The sequence below is a fragment of the Nocardia anaemiae NBRC 100462 genome (assembly GCF_001612725.1).
Lineage (GTDB): Bacteria > Actinomycetota > Actinomycetes > Mycobacteriales > Mycobacteriaceae > Nocardia > Nocardia anaemiae.
This window is the reverse complement of sequence record NZ_BDAZ01000023.1, coordinates 1-16,492: the sequence shown is the minus strand read 5'-3', so window position 1 is coordinate 16,492 and position 16,492 is coordinate 1. Positions and strand designations below refer to the sequence as shown.

Here is a 16,492-nt window from a genome sequence, read left to right as displayed (position 1 = left end):
GCTGCCGGGACTGGGCGCATTGCCGAGTCCGGAGGAACTGCCGAGACTAGGCGTGCTGCCGGGACTGGGCGCATTGCCGAGACCGGGGGAACCGCCGGGACCGGCGTTGCCGGGACTGTGTGCGCTGCCGAAACCGGATGTGCTGCCGGGACTGGGCCCGCTGCCGGGACTTGGTGTGCTGCCGGGACCGGGTGTGGTGCCGAGACTGGCCGTGCTGCCGGGACTCGATGCATTGCCGAGACCGGGCGTGCTGCCGAGACTGGCCGTGCTGCCGGGACTCGATGCATTGCCGAGACCAGGCGCGCTGCCGGGACTGGCCGTACTTCCGGGACCCAGGGACGTGCCGGTCGAAGTCGAGGTCTCCGGTGCGATTCCGGTCGATGTACCGACGGTCGGCGAGGCCTGTATGCCAGCTGTCGGTGGGGTGGTGGAATTCGAGGAAGTCTGCGTCGCCGTGGCTGGCGTGGTCGACGGCCCGCTACCAGGAGTCGAGGAACTTGATTGCGGAGCAACAACTTCGGCTTTGCCAGACTGACCCGGATCCCCGCCCTTACCGGTGCCCTCCGTGCTGCCTGTTCCCCCTGCCTGGCCGGAATCCCCAGACCCGCTGGAGTATTCGGCTTTACCTGTTCCCTCTGGTCTGCTGGAGTCTCCGGTCTTGTCAGTGACCCCCGCCGTGCCGGTTTCCCCGGCCCTGCCGGTGTCCTCCGTGCTGCCTGTTCCCCCTGCCTGGCCGGAATCCCCAGCCCAGCCAGTGTATTCGGCTTTATCCGTTACCCCCGCCTTGCTGGAGTCTCCAGTCGTGTCGGTGTTCGCCGTGGCGCCGATTTCCCCGGGCCCGCCGATGCCTTCCGCGCTGCCTGTTCCCCCTGTCTTGCCGGAACCCCCAGTCCCGCCGGTGCCCTCCGCGCTGCCTGTTTCCCCTGCCTTGCCGGAACCCCCAGTCTCGCTGGTGTATTCGGCCTGACCCGTTACCCCCACCGCGCCGGTGTCAGCCGCCGCGCCAGTGCCCTCCACGCCACCCGTTCCCTCCGCCTTGCCGAAATCCCCGGCCCCACCGGCCTCCTCGTACCTATCCCTTCCCCCTGCCCCGCCAGACTCTCCAACCCCAGAAATCGGATCAACCGGCGGCGGCAACGTCGGAATCACCAGTGCCGTACTCCCATAAGGCTGGATATAAAACCTACTCATATCATCCCGAGCCTGCTCCTCCCGCGCATTTCGCAGCTCAGCTCCCCGTGAACTCTCCGAGCTGTCGACCACCGGCGGCACCGCCACCTTGAACCGCCTCGCCGCGCTCCCCGCCGCCGACAGCGGGGTCGCCTGCTGATCCAGTGACTCACCCAGCTCGCCGACGCGCGCGGCATACTCTCGCACGGCGAGCACCGCTCGGTCGGCGGCCGCCCCCTCCCAATGTTGGTCCACCGCTTGCTGAATCGCGGTTTCGAACTGCTGTCCGGCCTTGGCCACCGCCGCCGCGATGGCGGCCCAGGCATCGAGCGCGCCGTCCAGTCCGTCCGGATTCATCTGGTCGGCCGCCTGTTTGATCTCCACATGTGAAAAGTTCTGCGCGTTCTCGGGATCGGTGATCGCGCGGCCGTCCATCTGTGCTGTCATGGCCGAGCCAGCCCCTTCCGTCAGTGCCGTCTGACCCTATAGACGCACTCGACCCCACCCCGGTTCCATCGAAACACAGCCGATTCCGCCACACCAGACCATCCGGTTCCGCTGCAGGGTGCCGACGGTACCGATGTCAGTTCGCATCGGCGGCCGCGACCAGTGCCGGGTAGTCCGGCAGCTCGATGGTCTTGACGTTCTCGGTCATTTTCACCATCTTGTCGAACATCCACGAGTGCAGGAACCAGTTGCGGACCTTGATGCCGAGCGCGGTCTTCGGCGCGAAGAAGCGGCCCGCATTGCTGTAGTCGGCGAGTTTGCCGAGCGAGTGCATGAGCTCGTCGTAGCGCGGGAAGGCCATCCGGTAGTCGCCGTCGGCGAGCGCGAGTTCACCGGCCACGATGTAGGCGCCCTGCACCGCGAGTCCGGTTCCGAAGCCGCCCAGGGTGTTTCCGTAGCCCGAATCGCCGACCAACGCGACCCGGCCCCGGCTGTAACTCTTCATCTTGCGCACCATGCTGATCGAGTCCAGGAAGAAGTCGTCGAACTCCGCCATTTCGGCGAGCATGCGCGGCGCCTCCCAGCCGACCTCGGCGAACGTCTTCTCGATGATGTGCCGCTGCGCCTCGATGTCGTCACGAGCGTAGTCGAGTTCGGGCGAGGCGAAGATGTAGAGCTGCTGTGCCTTCGAGCCGCCGGTGATGACGCATTTGCCCGGCTCGTTGTAGCCGTAGGCCGTCATCCGCTCGGGGGTGCCCTCGGATTTGGTCGCCCACGGGCTCGCACCGGCGACGCAGTAGTAGTGGCCGAGGTGCTTGACGAATTCCTTTTCCGGTCCGAACGCCAGACGCCGTACCCGTGAATGGATGCCGTCGGCGCCGAAGACCAGATCGAAGCCGCGCGGTGCGCCTTTCTCGAATTCGACCCACACGCCGTCGTCGGTCTCGGTCAGCGCGCTGATCGAGTCGCCGAATACGTATTCGCAGTCCTGGTAGGTCTTTTCGTACATGATCCGCGCCAGATCGCCGCGCAGGATCTCCACGTCGCCGCCGGTGAAATCGCCGGAGATCAGCGCCTGCTGCTCGCCCTTGCCGTCGACGATCGCGATATCGGTGGTGCCGGTGCGGTGCGCGTAGATCTCGTCCAGGATGCCCATCTGCGAGAGCACCTTGTGGTGCGTTTCGCCGGTGAAGTCGACGGCCTGGCCGCCGGGTCGCAGCTGCGGCGCGCGCTCGACCACCGTAACGGCGAATCCGTAGCGGTTCAGCCAGTAGGCGAGTGCGGGTCCGGCAATGCTCGCGCCGGAGATGAGAACGGTCTTGTTACGCATGATTTCTCCTGAATCGGTATCTGCGTCCGATGGAATCTGTATCCGATGGACACGAATTAGAGTATGGTGGACACAGTTACTTGTCAACACGCGATGCGTAAGGATGTGCAAATGCCTGCACCGACCACCGTCGAACTGCTCTGGGGCACCCAGCAGCGGCCCAAGCGCGGACCAAAGCCCGCGCTGTCACTGGAGGGGATCGTCGCGGAGGCCATCGCTCTCGCCGACGCCGAAGGACTGGCGAATCTGTCCATGCAGCGCCTGGCCGAACGTCTCGGCTTCACCAAGATGTCGCTGTACCGGTATGTGCCCGGCAAGGAACAGCTCACCGCGCTGATGGTGGATGCCGCGATGGGCGATCCGCCGGATGTGATTGCGGCGCAAAAGGATTCTGCTGAGAAGCCGTGGCGGGCCGGGCTGCGCCGCTGGGCCGAGACGATCTTCGAGCGCTACAGCGCACACCCGTGGTCGATCACTCTGACCATCGGCGTGCGCGCGATCGGCCCCAATGAAATGGGCTGGATGAACGCCGCGCTGACCGCACTCGACGGCACCGGTTTGACCGGACCCGAGCGGCTGGACACCATCGTGCTGCTCAACGGACACATCCGCAGCCTCGTACAGCAGGTGACGACCGCGGACCGGCAGGAGACGGCACAGCAGATCGCGGGCCAGTTCGCCGAGATGATGGCCGCCGCCGGTGACCGGTTCCCCCTGGTCTCGGCCGCCTTCGCCGAGGAAGCCGCCGCCACCGGCGGACCACCGTCGATCGACGGCCCCGGCGATGCGCTCACCTTCGGCATCGACCGAATTCTCGATGGTCTAGGTGTGCTCATCGCCGACCGCCGCCGACCCTAGCGGCTTAGGCTCAGTGCATGACCGACGAACTGGAACTCGAGCAGGACGCGATCACCACGGTGCGGGAGTTCTTCGCCGCACTCGAGATCGGTGCGGTGGAGGAGGCACTGGAACTCCTGCACCCCGATGTCGTCTGGAAGAACACCTCACTGCCGACGGTCGGCGGCGGTCTCACCCGCAAGATCCTGCGCGGACTGAACCGCGACACCATCGGCTTCGCGGCCGAAATGCATCACATCGCCGCCGACGGCGACTTCGTGCTGACCGACCGCACCGACATCCTGCGCGTCGGCCCGCTGCGGATCGCGTTCTGGGTCTGCGGCACCTTCGAACTGCGCGACGGCCGAATCAGCCTGTGGCACGACCACTTCAGCTGGGAGAACTTCCTGCGCGGCACCGCCGTCGGAATCTTGCGCGCCGCGCTGCCCCGCAGCTGACCTCCACTCACGGCTGCTCTCGACGGTAGTTCCGGCCGCCGCGACATCCGCCTACCGTCGGTGCCCTCGCCGAGCACTGGGTGCGGAACTCAGGTGTGCTTGGCGAGGTAATCGAGGTAGTAGGGACGCAGGACCTCGGCGATCTTGCCGTCGCCCGCGTGGATGTAGTCGTCGATCATCGGCAGCACGTATTTGATATCGGCCTCGCTCTCGCCGAGATTGCCCGCAGCGGCCTCGGCGGCCGGAATCGACTTCAGTAGCCGCCACAGATATTTGATGTCGCCGCGCCGCGCCGCGAGCCGGACCGCACGGTCGTGCAGTTCCTTGGACGACAGCTTCTCCAACTCCTCGATACCGGCCATACCTGCGACTCTATCTCGCATCCGAAGCAGGGGTTAACGACAAATTCACGGACACGCCTACCTGTGCCCGAGCGAAGACCGGGCCGTCGGCGGTAGCGTCGTTGGTGCGGGCCGCGTCGTTGTGGCTCGTACGGGAGGTCCTGAACCGTGACTGAGCTACTCAGTACGAGAGGGCCGGCACCCGGCCCTCTGGGCATCTGACGCAAGTCGGATCCCATCGGGACGGACCGGTCCAGCGAGATCGTTCGTGCGGGTGCCGCGCGAACATAAAGGAGCCCACCGTGACTGCTGCACGCTCCGTTCCCGCTCCCTCGGCGCACTCCAGCTCCGCGAAAGGCGAAGCCGCCGCGAAGGGGGCCCGCCCCTCGCATTCCCAGAATTCCGGTGCGAAATCCTTCGTTATCGACACCTCGGTCCTACTGTCGGATCCCTGGGCTTTCACCAGGTTCGGCGAAAACGATGTCGTATTACCGCTGGTCGTGATCAGCGAACTCGAAGGTAAGCGCCACCATCACGAACTGGGCTGGTTCGCGCGGGAAGCCCTGCGCAACCTCGACGATCTGCGTCTGCGGCACGGCAGGCTGGATCAGCAGGTGCCGATCGGCACCGAGGGCGGAACGCTGCAGGTGGAACTCAACCACACCGACCCCGCGGTACTTCCGGTCGGATTCCGCACCGACACCAATGACTCCCGCATCCTGGCCTGTGCGCTCAATCTGGCGGCCGAGGGCCGTCGGGTAGTGCTGGTGTCCAAGGACATTCCCTTGCGCGTCAAGGCGAGTGCGGTGGGTTTGCACGCCGACGAATACCACGCCCAGGACGTGGTGACCTCCGGCTGGTCCGGAATGGTGGAGGTGGACGTCTCCAAAACGCAGGTCGATCAGCTCTATGCCGAGACGGTGATCGATCTGGACGAGGCGCGGGAACTGCCGTGCCACACCGGAATCCGGTTGCTCGGTGCGAGTTCCAGTGCCCTTGGCCGGGTCACGCCGGACAAGCGGGTGCAGTTGGTGCGCGAACGCGAGGCGTTCGGACTGCACGGCCGTTCGGCCGAACAGCGAATCGCACTGGATCTGCTGTTGGACGAGAGCGTCGGCATTGTCTCGCTCGGCGGCCGGGCCGGTACCGGCAAGTCGGCGCTGGCGCTGACGGCCGGTTTGGAGGCGGTGCTGGAGCGTCGCACACAACGCAAGGTGGTGGTGTTTCGTCCGCTGTACGCGGTCGGCGGGCAGGATCTCGGCTATCTGCCGGGATCGGAGAGCGAGAAGATGGGCCCGTGGGCGCAGGCCGTCTTCGACACGCTCGACGGGTTGGCCAGTCGCGAGGTGATGGAGGAGGTGCTCAGCCGCGACATGCTGGAAGTCTTGCCGCTCACCCACATTCGCGGTCGCTCGCTACACGATTCGTTCGTGATCGTGGACGAGGCGCAGTCGCTGGAGCGCAATGTGCTGCTGACGGTGCTCAGCCGACTGGGCACCGGATCACGCGTGGTGCTCACCCACGATGTGGCCCAGCGTGACAACCTACGGGTCGGTCGGCACGACGGTGTCGCCGCGGTGATCGAAAAGCTCAAGGGACACCCACTTTTCGCGCACATCACGCTGACCCGTAGCGAGCGGTCGCCGATCGCGGCGCTGGTCACCGAGATGTTGGAGGAGTACGGTCCGAGCGCATAGCGGGTAGCGGCAACTATCCAGCGTGTGTTTCCCATCACAATCAGGCGGGTAATATCCGCGTGATACCTGTTCAGTAGCGGCCCGGCGAGTCTCATATTGATTCGCCGGGCCGTTGCGGGACATCGGCCTAGGCTACGCGCGACGTCACCGCGTCCGCGGTGGCATCGGTAGAGCCACTTTCGAGAGGATGGAAATGCACCACTTCGCTCGACGAACGGCTGGATTCACCGCGGTCACCGCGGCCGCGGCACTGCTGCTGGCCACCGGCTGTGGCAATGACGACGACAAGGACAAGAACTCCGCCGCGTCCCTGACGACCACCTCGGCGGCGGCACCGCACGGCGAGGAGCGCCGGTCCGGCGCGGCGGAGGAGACCAAGATCGCTACGCAGGGCGGCGATATCACCGTCTCCGGCGTCATCTTCGACAAGTACGTGCAGTCGGGCGGCCCGAACGGTCCGCTCGGCGCTCCGCTGCGGGAGGATGAAGACGCCCCCAATGACGGCGAGTGGCAGGACTTCACCGGGGGCGCGATCGTCTGGAGCAAGGACAACGGCGCACATATCGTCTGGGGCGAAATCCGTAAGGCGTGGGAGGACAACGGCGGCGCCGAGGGCAAGCTCGGCTACCCGATCAGCGACGAGAAGGACATCCCCGGCGGCAAGCAGAGCGATTTCGTCGGCGGCACCATCACCTGGGTGGACGGCAATACGACCGTCACGATGAAGTCTTGATCCGCACCGGCGTCCGGGCGCTCACGTGCCATTATTGGTGGGTGCTCGCGGTTCGCTCGACAGAGCTGGTGCTTGTACGCTCGGACGCCGGTACCGATTCCCTATTCGTAGATCCCCGCATCGCGGGGCCTAGCCGCTAGGTTGTGCTAGTGCAAACTCTCTTGACCGATCGCGAACTGCTCGCGTCCCTCGCCGATGAGGTGGAGCTGAATCTGCGCCGCCACATCGCCGCCGCCGACGGCTGGCAGCCGCACGACTATGTGCCGTGGGACGACGGCCGCAATTTCGGCTTCCTCGGTGGAATCGATTGGGAGCCGGAGCAATCCGAGTTGAGCGAGACCGCCAAGCTGGCGCTGACGGTCAGCGTGCTGATCGCGGACAACCTGCCCTCGTACCATCGCGAGGTCGGCAGGTACCTGCGCACCGGGTCGTGGTGGCGCTGGGTCGGTCGGTGGACGGCCGAGGAGAACCGGCACGAGATCATGATCCGCAACTACCTCATGGTCACCCGGTCGGTCGATCCGGTGCAGTTGGAGCGGTTGCGGATGGACCATATGACCAAGGGCTTCCGGCGTCCCGCACTGCACCTGCTGGATGTGCTCGCCACCTGCGCGTTCGAGGAGGCCGCCGCCGCCATCCGGCATCGCAACACCGCGGCGCTCGGGGAGAACAAGATGGTCACCGCCATTGCCGAGCGCATCGCGCTCGACGATGAACTGCAGTCGATCTTCTTCGCCGACATGATCACCGCCGCGTTCGGCGTCGCACCGGATCAGACGATGCGAGCCATCGCCGACAGCGTCGCGCGGTTCGAGGTGCCGTCGGTGACGTTGTCCGATGGCCGCAGCAGCGATGAGGTGCTCGCCGAGGCGGGCATCTACGACCCTGCCAAGGAGAACGAATTGGTCTTCGGTCCGCTGCTGGAGCGGTGGGAGTTCTTCACCCGTACCGATATCGGTGAAGACGGTGCGAAGGCGCGCGCGGAACTCGCGCATCTGCGGGCTGGGTCGCTGGCCTGATCCTCGCGGCCGGTCGGCGCACGGGTTCGCGCGCCGACCGGTGCTTTTACTTTCCGTCCTCGACCCTGGCCATCGACAACACATCCAAGCGGCGGTCGAGTTCCTCCAGGGTCAGCTTCTCGTCGATCAGACCGCGATCGATCACGGTCTGGCGAATGGTCTTCTTCTGTTTCAGCGCCTCTTTCGCGACCGCGGCCGCCTCTTCGTAGCCGATGACGGAATTCAGCGGCGTCACGATCGACGGTGATGATTCCGCGAGGGTGCGCAGATGATCCTCATTGGCGACCAGTCCGCGAACGCACTTATCGGCGAACAGCCGGGACACATTGGCGAGCAGTCGAATCGACTCGAGCAGATTGCGCGCCATCACCGGGATGTAGACATTCAACTCGAACGCGCCGCTCGCACCGGAGAACGCGACCGCCGCGTCATTGCCGATCACCTGCGCGGCGACCTGCGTAACCGCCTCGGGCAGTACCGGATTCACCTTGCCGGGCATGATCGAACTGCCGGGCTGTAGATCGGGCAACTGGAGTTCGCCCAGACCGGTCAGCGGGCCGGAACCCATCCAGCGAATGTCATTGGCGATCTTGGTGAGGCTCACCGCGATGGTGCGCAGCGCGCCGGACGCCTCCACCAGACCGTCACGGGCGGCCTGCGCCTCGAAGTGGTCCTTGGCCTCGGAGAGTGCGTCGATATCGGTCGACAGCACCAGTTCGGCAACGACTTTCGCGCCGAAACCCGCGGGCGCGTTGAGACCGGTGCCGACCGCGGTACCGCCGATGGGCAGCTCACCGAGCCGGGGCAGCGCCGCCATCATGCGTTCGATACTCGCCGCGACCTGTCGGGTGTAGCCGCCGAACTCCTGGCCGAGGGTCACCGGCACGGCATCCATGAGATGGGTGCGGCCGGACTTCACGACGGTGCGCCATTCGGTCGACTTGTCCAGCAGCGCCAGCCGCAGATGGTCCAGCGCCGGGATCAGATCCTTGATCGCGGCCTCGGTGGCGGCGAGATGGGTCGCGGTGGGGAAGGTGTCGTTCGACGACTGCGACATATTCACGTCGTCGTTCGGGTGCACGGTCACGCCATTGGCCTTCGCGATCGAGGCGATCACCTCGTTGGCGTTCATATTCGAGCTGGTGCCCGAGCCGGTCTGGAAGACATCGATCGGGAACTGGTCGTCGTGCAGACCCTCGGCGATCTCATTCGCCGCGGCGATAATCGCATCCGCTTTGGCCGGATCGAGCAGCCCGAGATCCTTGTTCACCTTGGCACACGCCGCCTTGAGCAGGCCGAGCGCCCGAATCTGCGCGCGTTCCAGGCCGCGCCCGCTGATCGGGAAGTTCTGCACGGCCCGCTGGGTCTGCGCCCGCCACAACGCGTGCACGGGAACTCGAATTTCCCCCATGGTGTCGTGCTCGATCCGGTACTGCGTCTCCTCGGTCGTCATAATCCCGACCCTATGCCGCACACGCCCGCCATGGGGCTGCCACGCCTGAGGCGATTCGCACATCGCCTCGTGGGCCGTCCCCGGAATAACCCACACCCATCCGCCGGACTCGGCATCGGTCCGTCGCCACACACCCGCGGCCGATCAAGATCAGGTGGAATCTATGGCGGCGTCGCCCGAGTAGCCCCGCCACCAAGTCCACCTGATCTTGATCGCGGCGTCGCCTATTGGGTGGGACCGCGTTGGTCGTGGCGCTGCGATCGCCCGACTGCCGCTGCGGTGAGCTGCTTGTTTAGGGCCGTTCGTAGAATCCATCGATCCGGCCACGGGCAACTGCCTTTGCGGCGGAAAGTACGTCGCGCGGTTTCGCTTTCGCGGCGGGCTGGCCAGCGATGGTGTCGATCGGCTCGGTCAGGGCGAAGAGTTGGAAGGCGTAGCGGTGTGGTCCGTGTCCTTTGATCGGGGCCGGACCCAGGTAGCCGCGGCCGAAGCCGGAGCGGAGGATGGTGACGCCTGGTGCGGGGTCGTCGGCGCGCAGCGCGTCCTGTGGCAGCTCGGCGAGAGTCGATTCCAGCAAGGCCACGCAATGTACGAACGGCAATCCCATTGGGGCGTCGGGGTCTTCGACGACCAGCAGCAGCTGCGCCGTACCATCGGGAACGGTCCATGCCAGCGCGGGGGATGCGTCTCGGCCACCGATTCGCTTGGCGGCGTGCACCTTTGGTAGTGGCGACTCATGGGTGAAATCCGGGCTGGTGATTTCGAAGGTCGCGTCGGCGGCGAGGTTCGGCAGCTGCCAGGCGAGGCCCTGCTCTCCGGCGCGGCGGTTCTTCAGCAGCTTCCCGATGATTGCCAACGGATCTCCTTTGTCTACTGGGGATTCCGGAGCCTACCGTCGTTGAACGAGCACTGCACATGCCGAAAAATCGAGCCCGATCCGAGGCGGACCGGGCTCGAGTATTCGAAAAAATCAGGGCAGCGGCGGCACCGCATCCTCGTCGCCGACGAAATCGACCGAGGAGTATTCGCGGAGTTTGGTGAGCCGGTGGTAGGCGTCGATCATGCGGACGGTGCCGGACTTGGAGCGCATGACGATGGACTCGGTGGAGGCGCCGCCGGGGAAATAGCGGACGCCGCGTAGTAGGTCGCCGTCGGTGACGCCGGTGGCGCAGAAGAAGACATTGTCGCCCGCGACCAGGTCATTGGTGGTGAGGATGCGGCTGAGGTCGTGGCCCGCGTCGATGGCCTTCTGGCGTTCCTCGTCGTCCTTCGGGGCGAGCATGCCCTGGAGTTCGCCGCCCATACAGCGCATCGCGGCGGCGGCGATGATGCCTTCGGGGGTGCCGCCGATGCCGACCAGGATGTCGGTGCCGGAGTCTGGACGCGCGCAGGCGATGGCGCCCGCGACGTCACCGTCGGAGATCAGGCGGATGCGCGCGCCCGCGTCGCGGACCTGCTGGATCAGTTCCGCGTGCCGCGGCCGGTCCAGGATGCAGACGGTGAGATCGGACTTCGACAGGCTCTTGGCCTTGGCAACCCGGCTGATGTTCTCGCCGATCGGGGCGGAGATATCGATCACGCCCGCCGCATCGGGGCCCACAGCGATCTTGTGCATGTAGAACACCGCGGACGGGTCGAACATCGCGCCGCGCTCGGCGACCGCGAGCACCGCAATGGCACCGGGCGAGCCCTTCGACATCAGAGTGGTGCCGTCGATCGGGTCGACCGCGAAGTCGACCTCGGGACCGGTGCCGTCGCCGACCAGCTCACCGTTGTAGAGCATGGGCGCTTCATCCTTCTCGCCCTCACCGATGACCACGATGCCGCGCATGGAAACGGAGCTGACCAGCTGCCGCATGGCGTCGACGGCCGCACCGTCGCCACCTTCCTTATCGCCGCGGCCGACCCAGCGGCCCGCGGCCATCGCACCGGCCTCGGTGACCCGGACCAGTTCGAGCGCGAGGTTGCGGTCCGGCGCCTCGCGGCGGCTGGGTGCGGGCGAAGATGCCGTCATTACGGTGTGCCTCCTACGGTCGTTGCTACCGCTGATTCTCTCAGAAGCGTGACCGTTCCCGATCAGGTACTACCGTTCCAGATCTAGGCCACCTGTGAATGAGGGATGCGGGCCGGACGTGGATACTGGGAGCGTGTCGTACCAAAAACCACGAATTCTCAACGACTACCGGGATCTGTTCTGGTCGCTGATCCCGTTGGTGCTGATCGCCGTGGTCTTCGCCGGGCTCGCGAGCCAGTGCAGTTTCGCGGGGAAAGGGCCGACGCAGGGGCAGATTCCGCACTTCGACGTGACGGCCGCGCTCGCCAACGACGCGAAGACGATGCCCTTCCCGATCCGCAATCCGAGCCTGCCCGAACACTGGACCCCGAACTCCGGTAGCCGCGACACGATCACCACCACCGGCGGCGGGCCGGTCAGCACTGTTGGTTTCATCACACCGCAGGGCACCTACATGCGGATGAGTCAGAGCAGTGCGACCGAGGAGGCGCTGTCGCGCTTCATACTCGGCTCCCGCTACGGCACCGGCACCGAGCAGGTCGGCGACCGGAAGTGGGTCGTCTACGCCGAACAGGGTTCCGAGACGGCGTGGATCGCCGACTTCGGCCAGTCCCGTGTACTGATCACCGGTGCGGGCAACCACGCCGCCTTCACCACGTTGGCAGCCGCCATCGGCGCAGCGCAGCCGCTCACGCACTAGTCAGAGCGGCGCTACCCACGTCAATCCGCAGCCCTCCGCCGCCGCGCCGAGGCGCTTGTCATAGGTGACGAATGCGATCAGATCGGTGGCTAGTTCCTGTGCGGTGGCCAAGTGCAGCGCATCGAGGCTGCGGACTGTTGCGGGTGACACCGCTGCGGCGTTGGCTCGTACGATCCCATCCATTTCGAGTCTGTCCACGCGAGCGAGGACTGCTGGTACGTGAATGAGGTCGGCTGGGTCGGCCGCCCGCACCGCGCGGACCAGCTCGACTTCCACCAGCGATGAGGCAACCCAGGGCTCGTCGGGACGATCATCGAGCCAGCTCGCGAGCGCGGCGGATTCCGATTCCAGATGGACCAGCTTCACCAGAGCACTCGTGTCCAGGTAGATCATCAGTAGCGCTCGTCGTCGCGCAGAGCCTGCAGTGCTGCGCTGGCGCTGCCCTCCGTATCGATCGGTGTATTTTTCAGTCGTCGGCGTACCTCGGCAAGCAGATCCGCGCGACCCCGCGTGGCCGGGCGCATCCGGCGCTCGATGAGCAATCGCGCCCGGACATCTCGCTCGGGATCGACAGGGACGATCCGACCGATGACGGTGCCGCGCTCAGTGATATCGATGGTTTCCCCCGCTTTGACCAGTGCGAGGCACCGAGCCGTGTGATGCGAGAGCTCTCGGATGGGTATAGCGGTCATCAGACCATTGTGGCACAAATTTGTGACACAATCGCGCGGCGGATGGTTATTCGTCGGATTCGAGATCGGTGCGCGAGAGCGCGTTCTCGACCCGCTGACGTGCGCCCGCCAGATGTTGCTCGCAGCGGGTGGCCAGCGCTTCGCCGCGCTCCCACAGCGCGAGGGATTCGTCCAGGTCGAGGCCGCCCTGTTCGAGCATTTTGACGACGTTGACCAGTTCGTCGCGGGCGCGTTCGTAGCCGAAGGTGGAGATCTCGGCCAGCTCCTCGTCCTTGCCGGGGTCGGCCAAGGTCAGTTCCTCCCTGTGTCGGTCTTGCCAGGTGCTCGGATACCCAACGCCTGTGTACCCAGCGCGGCGGCGGAAATGGCGCCGTCGGCGACGCGGATCCGCAGCTGACTACCCGCGGGCGCGTCCTCGATGGACCGGACCACCTGCCGCTCCTTACCGCTGACGCGCTGCACGACAGCGTAGCCACGGGCCAGCGTCGCGGCCGGGCCAACCGCGGTGAGTTTTTCGCGCAGGTGCCGGGTTGCGGTGGTTTCGGCGCTGATCAGATGTTCGGCGGTGCGGCGGGCTGCGGTGCGCAGGCGTTCGATTTCGTCGTAGCGGCGGTCGATTTCACGCAGTGGGTCGGCCAGCACCGGTCGCGAACGCAGCTGGGCCAAGGCCCTGGTCTCGCGGTCGACCCAGCCACGCAGTGCGGCGGCGGCGCGGGCGCGCATATCGTGGACCCCGGCCAGTTCGGCGGCCGCATCGGGCACGATGCGCTTGGCGGCGTCGGTGGGGGTGGCGGCGCGCAGGTCGGCGACCAGATCGCACAGCGGGTTATCGGGTTCGTGTCCGATCGCGCTGACGATCGGTGTGGTCGCGGCGACAATCGTGCGGCACAGCGTCTCATCGGAAAACGGCAGCAGATCCTCGACGCTGCCGCCGCCGCGGGCCAGCACGATGACCTCGACGGTCGGATCGCGATCGAGTCCGGTCAGCGCCTGCACCATTTGCGGTACTGCGCTCGGACCCTGCACGGCCGTATTACGGATTTCGAAACGCACTGCGGGCCAACGGTTTCGAGCCACCGTCAGCACATCGCGCTCGGCGGCGCTTGCGCGGCCGGTGATCAGGCCGATGGTCTTGGGCAGGAACGGGATCGGCCGCTTCAGCCGGGGATCGAAGAGTCCCTCCGCGGCGAGCAATGCCTTCAACCGTTCGATGCGGGCCAGCAGCTCACCGATGCCGACCGGGCGAATCTCCATGGCGCGCAACGAAATCGTGCCGCGACCGGTGAAGAACGCCAGCTTGCCGTAGACCACGACCCGGCTGCCCTCTTGCAGCGGGACGGCCGAGTGGCGGATGAGATCCGGATGACAGGTCACCGACAGCGACATATCCGCGGCGGTATCGCGCAACACCAGGAATGCGGTGCTGGTGCCGGGACGCAGATTGATCTGGGTGATCTGGCCCTCCACCCAGATGCTGCCCAGCCGATCGATCCACTGCGCGACCTTGATGGCGACCGAACGCACCGGCCACGGGTGTTCGGCGGAGTTGGCGGGGGCCGCTCGGTCGGGTTGGCCGGTCGATTCCCGGCCAACTGTCGACGACGACGCGGGGGGTTCCGTCATTGAGCCCGCACGGTGGCGATCCGGTTCGTCAGCATGGTCACGAACGGCGCCCTGGCACGCGTCCGCTGTTCGTATTCGAGCAGCGCGTTCAGATCCTCGACGGTCAGCATGCGCAGGCGGGCGCGCAGCTGGGCCAGGGTCATATTGGCGTAGTCGTAGCGGGTGGCCACCTCGGGCTCGACGATCTCGGGTTCGGGCTCCGGCTGGGGTTCGGGCGCCTCGGAAACCTCGGCGTCCGGTACGGCGACGGTCTGCACCGGGGTGGCGTGACCATTGGTCTCACCGACGCGAGCGGCATCGGCGGCGAAGTCGGTCGGATCGTCCTCGGCGTACAGGTCGAAACGGCTGGTGCGGGCGGGTGCGGCGAACTCCGGCTCGGTGTCCTCGTCGAAGGTGGCCCAGTCGGGCTGCTCGACCGGGGTGTTCGTGAGCCGCTCGAATACGCCGTCGCCCTTGAGCGCGAGGCTGGTCACGAACTGCTGGACGTGCATGGTGGTCTGCAGCATCTGGCTGATCGCGGTGATCGGGAAATTCATTGCGGCAGTGGGTAGCCGACGGGTTTCTTCGATGGCGTATACGGCGGCGCCGGCGGCGACCCGGGCCAGGAACGGTGGTCGAAACATGCTCCTAGCCTGCCCGATACGGGATGTTATGCAAAGCACTGGTGTCACAGACACATTGTTCTGCATCATCCGGGCGGATTTTCGCCCGGCGCGAGTGTGTCGAGAACGACCTGACCGGCCGCCCGACATCCAGCGGCCGCACGTAAGCTGAGGGGCATGTCTTCGGCCATCCCTTTGAACGTCGGAATCGCCAGCTCGGCCGGTTCCGGATCCGCCGATGCCGATGGTGGTAAGCGCGTGCTGCTAGCCGAACCGCGCGGCTACTGCGCGGGTGTGGACCGCGCGGTCGAGACGGTGGAGAAAGCGCTCGAGAAGCACGGCGCGCCGATCTACGTGCGCAAGGAGATCGTGCACAACCGCCACGTGGTGGAGACGCTGCGGGAGCAGGGTGTGATCTTCGTCGACGAGACCGACGAGGTGCCCAAGGGCGCGTTGGTCGTATTCTCCGCGCACGGTGTCTCACCCGCGGTGCACGAGTCGGCGGCGGCGCGCAATCTGCGCACGATCGATGCGACCTGCCCGCTGGTGACCAAGGTGCATCAGGAGGCCAAGCGCTTCGCCCGCGACGATTACGACATTCTGCTGATCGGTCACGAGGGGCACGAGGAGGTCGAGGGCACCGCGGGGGAGGCGCCCGAGCACGTGCAGCTCGTCGACGGTCCGGATGCGGTCGACCGGGTCACCGTGCGCGATGAGTCCAAGGTGATCTGGCTCTCCCAGACCACGCTCAGCGTGGACGAGACGATGGAGACGGTGCAGCGGCTGCGCCAGCGGTTCCCCGGACTGCAGGATCCGCCGAGCGACGACATCTGCTATGCCACCCAGAACCGTCAGGTAGCGGTCAAGGCGATGGCGCCGGAATGCGACCTGGTGATCGTGGTCGGCTCGCGCAATTCGTCGAACTCGGTGCGTTTGGTCGAGGTCGCCCTCAACGCGGGCGCGAAGGCCGCATACCTGGTGGACTACGCCCGCGAGGTGGACCCGGCATGGCTGGCCGGTGTGCGCACGGTCGGCATCACCTCGGGTGCGTCCGTGCCCGAGATTCTGGTGCGCGGTGTGCTGGATATGTTGGCCGAGCACGGTTTCGGTGCAGTGCATCCGGTCACGACCGCCAACGAGACGTTGGTCTTCGCACTGCCTCGAGAGCTGCGCACGTCGCGTCGCTGAGCCGCGCCCGAGGATTCCGAGTCCGGCTAGAGGTTTTCCGGCCGTCGGCGCTCGGTGCGGCTCGAATCACGTTCGCGGTAGCGGACATTGGGCTGCGGGTGTGGCGGTGGGGCTTCACCGCGCCGCCTGGTCGCGGCGGCCCGGGGCGAATCACCCTCGGCCCGAGGGGCTGCCGCGGTGGGTCGCGC

17 protein-coding genes and 1 pseudogene are annotated in these 16,492 nt (G+C 66.2%); 8 read left to right on the top strand and 10 right to left on the bottom strand.

Annotated elements, in window-relative coordinates:
* Positions 1-535, top strand: a pseudogene (locus NA5_RS41310) (hypothetical protein); the annotation flags it as partial.
* Positions 536-1,753: 1,218 nt separating this feature from the next.
* Here the strand turns inward: NA5_RS41310 and NA5_RS15195 are convergent.
* Positions 1,754-2,947: an FAD-dependent monooxygenase gene (locus NA5_RS15195; RefSeq protein ID WP_062986292.1), complete on the bottom strand. Its 1,194-nt coding sequence runs from the start codon at positions 2,945-2,947 to the stop codon at positions 1,754-1,756.
* A 111-nt stretch (positions 2,948-3,058) separates the two neighbouring features.
* Here NA5_RS15195 and NA5_RS15190 point away from each other — a divergent pair, with 111 nt between their 5' ends.
* Together NA5_RS15190 and NA5_RS15185 are read left to right on the top strand one after the other, a co-directional pair.
* Positions 3,059-3,805, top strand: coding sequence for a TetR/AcrR family transcriptional regulator (locus NA5_RS15190; protein ID WP_062986300.1), 747 nt, complete (start codon positions 3,059-3,061; stop codon positions 3,803-3,805).
* A 17-nt stretch (positions 3,806-3,822) separates the two neighbouring features.
* Entirely contained in the window at positions 3,823-4,242 is a 420-nt protein-coding gene (locus NA5_RS15185) for a limonene-1,2-epoxide hydrolase family protein (protein ID WP_062986290.1), read from the top strand.
* An 89-nt stretch (positions 4,243-4,331) separates the two neighbouring features.
* Here the strand turns inward: NA5_RS15185 and NA5_RS15180 are convergent, their stop codons facing one another.
* On the bottom strand, positions 4,332-4,604 hold the full coding sequence (locus tag NA5_RS15180; protein ID WP_062986288.1) for a hypothetical protein: 273 nt from the start codon (positions 4,602-4,604) through the stop codon (positions 4,332-4,334).
* A 281-nt stretch (positions 4,605-4,885) separates the two neighbouring features.
* Here NA5_RS15180 and phoH2 point away from each other — a divergent pair, with 281 nt between their 5' ends.
* The 3 genes from phoH2 (at position 4,886) to NA5_RS15165 (ending at position 8,032) form a co-directional block, all read left to right on the top strand.
* Complete coding sequence (gene phoH2, locus NA5_RS15175; protein ID WP_062986286.1) at positions 4,886-6,280, top strand: RNA 5'-3' helicase PhoH2; 1,395 nt, start codon at positions 4,886-4,888, stop codon at positions 6,278-6,280.
* A 187-nt stretch (positions 6,281-6,467) separates the two neighbouring features.
* Positions 6,468-7,013, top strand: a complete 546-nt coding sequence (locus NA5_RS15170) for an LGFP repeat-containing protein (protein ID WP_307188883.1) — start codon at positions 6,468-6,470, stop codon at positions 7,011-7,013.
* Between the two features lie 149 nt (positions 7,014-7,162).
* Positions 7,163-8,032: an acyl-ACP desaturase gene (locus tag NA5_RS15165; RefSeq protein WP_062986296.1), complete on the top strand. Its 870-nt coding sequence runs from the start codon at positions 7,163-7,165 to the stop codon at positions 8,030-8,032.
* 46 nt (positions 8,033-8,078) lie between these two features.
* Here NA5_RS15165 and NA5_RS15160 read toward each other — a convergent pair whose 3' ends face one another.
* The 3 genes from NA5_RS15160 to glpX all read right to left on the bottom strand — a co-directional run bounded on the left by NA5_RS15160 (position 8,079) and on the right by glpX (position 11,499).
* On the bottom strand, positions 8,079-9,485 hold the full coding sequence (locus NA5_RS15160; RefSeq protein ID WP_062986284.1) for a class II fumarate hydratase: 1,407 nt from the start codon (positions 9,483-9,485) through the stop codon (positions 8,079-8,081).
* Between the two features lie 292 nt (positions 9,486-9,777).
* A complete protein-coding gene (locus tag NA5_RS15155) occupies positions 9,778-10,341 on the bottom strand; it encodes a YbhB/YbcL family Raf kinase inhibitor-like protein (RefSeq protein ID WP_062986282.1) in 564 nt (187 codons plus the stop codon).
* A 114-nt stretch (positions 10,342-10,455) separates the two neighbouring features.
* A complete protein-coding gene (gene glpX, locus NA5_RS15150) occupies positions 10,456-11,499 on the bottom strand; it encodes a class II fructose-bisphosphatase (RefSeq protein ID WP_062986280.1) in 1,044 nt (347 codons plus the stop codon).
* A gap of 133 nt (positions 11,500-11,632) precedes the next feature.
* Between glpX and NA5_RS15145 the strand changes: the two genes are divergently transcribed.
* On the top strand, positions 11,633-12,199 hold the full coding sequence (locus NA5_RS15145; protein WP_062986278.1) for a DUF4245 domain-containing protein: 567 nt from the start codon (positions 11,633-11,635) through the stop codon (positions 12,197-12,199).
* On the opposite strand, the gene NA5_RS15140 is transcribed toward NA5_RS15145, so the two are convergent.
* Genes NA5_RS15140 through NA5_RS15120 form a run of 5 tightly spaced genes read right to left on the bottom strand, consistent with a single transcriptional unit; the run spans position 12,200 to position 15,137 of the window.
* Positions 12,200-12,592 carry a type II toxin-antitoxin system VapC family toxin gene (locus tag NA5_RS15140; RefSeq protein WP_062986276.1) on the bottom strand — a complete coding sequence of 131 codons (393 nt, stop codon included), beginning with the start codon at positions 12,590-12,592 and terminating at the stop codon, positions 12,200-12,202.
* Positions 12,592-12,891 carry a type II toxin-antitoxin system Phd/YefM family antitoxin gene (locus NA5_RS41635; protein WP_062986274.1) on the bottom strand — a complete coding sequence of 100 codons (300 nt, stop codon included), beginning with the start codon at positions 12,889-12,891 and terminating at the stop codon, positions 12,592-12,594. The genes NA5_RS15140 and NA5_RS41635 overlap by 1 nt, the downstream gene beginning before the upstream one ends.
* 46 nt (positions 12,892-12,937) lie before the next feature.
* Positions 12,938-13,180, bottom strand: a complete 243-nt coding sequence (locus NA5_RS15130; RefSeq protein WP_062986272.1) for an exodeoxyribonuclease VII small subunit — start codon at positions 13,178-13,180, stop codon at positions 12,938-12,940.
* 2 nt (positions 13,181-13,182) lie between these two features.
* The gene (gene xseA, locus NA5_RS15125) at positions 13,183-14,514 is read right to left on the bottom strand and encodes an exodeoxyribonuclease VII large subunit (RefSeq protein ID WP_062986269.1); all 1,332 of its coding nucleotides are present in this window, start codon (positions 14,512-14,514) and stop codon (positions 13,183-13,185) included.
* Positions 14,511-15,137: a lipid droplet-associated protein gene (locus NA5_RS15120; protein ID WP_062986267.1), complete on the bottom strand. Its 627-nt coding sequence runs from the start codon at positions 15,135-15,137 to the stop codon at positions 14,511-14,513. The genes xseA and NA5_RS15120 overlap by 4 nt, the downstream gene beginning before the upstream one ends.
* 156 nt (positions 15,138-15,293) lie before the next feature.
* On the opposite strand from NA5_RS15120, the gene NA5_RS15115 reads away from it, so the two are divergent.
* Complete coding sequence (locus NA5_RS15115) at positions 15,294-16,304, top strand: 4-hydroxy-3-methylbut-2-enyl diphosphate reductase (protein ID WP_062986265.1); 1,011 nt, start codon at positions 15,294-15,296, stop codon at positions 16,302-16,304.
* Positions 16,305-16,492 lie beyond the last annotated feature (188 nt).

What these genes read in the sequence shown, in the direction of transcription:
- NA5_RS15195 (WP_062986292.1), bottom strand. Translation starts at nt 2,947, where the DNA reads ATGCGTAACAAGACCGTTCTCATCTCCGGCGCGAGCATTGCCGGACCC.
- NA5_RS15190 (WP_062986300.1), top strand. Translation starts at nt 3,059, where the DNA reads ATGCCTGCACCGACCACCGTCGAACTGCTCTGGGGCACCCAGCAGCGG.
- NA5_RS15185 (WP_062986290.1), top strand. Translation starts at nt 3,823, where the DNA reads ATGACCGACGAACTGGAACTCGAGCAGGACGCGATCACCACGGTGCGG.
- NA5_RS15180 (WP_062986288.1), bottom strand. Translation starts at nt 4,604, where the DNA reads ATGGCCGGTATCGAGGAGTTGGAGAAGCTGTCGTCCAAGGAACTGCAC.
- NA5_RS15170 (WP_307188883.1), top strand. Translation starts at nt 6,468, where the DNA reads ATGGAAATGCACCACTTCGCTCGACGAACGGCTGGATTCACCGCGGTC.
- NA5_RS15160 (WP_062986284.1), bottom strand. Translation starts at nt 9,485, where the DNA reads ATGACGACCGAGGAGACGCAGTACCGGATCGAGCACGACACCATGGGG.
- glpX (WP_062986280.1), bottom strand. Translation starts at nt 11,499, where the DNA reads ATGACGGCATCTTCGCCCGCACCCAGCCGCCGCGAGGCGCCGGACCGC.
- NA5_RS15140 (WP_062986276.1), bottom strand. Translation starts at nt 12,592, where the DNA reads ATGATCTACCTGGACACGAGTGCTCTGGTGAAGCTGGTCCATCTGGAA.
- NA5_RS41635 (WP_062986274.1), bottom strand. Translation starts at nt 12,891, where the DNA reads ATGACCGCTATACCCATCCGAGAGCTCTCGCATCACACGGCTCGGTGC.
- xseA (WP_062986269.1), bottom strand. Translation starts at nt 14,514, where the DNA reads ATGACGGAACCCCCCGCGTCGTCGTCGACAGTTGGCCGGGAATCGACC.
- NA5_RS15120 (WP_062986267.1), bottom strand. Translation starts at nt 15,137, where the DNA reads ATGTTTCGACCACCGTTCCTGGCCCGGGTCGCCGCCGGCGCCGCCGTA.
- NA5_RS15115 (WP_062986265.1), top strand. Translation starts at nt 15,294, where the DNA reads ATGTCTTCGGCCATCCCTTTGAACGTCGGAATCGCCAGCTCGGCCGGT.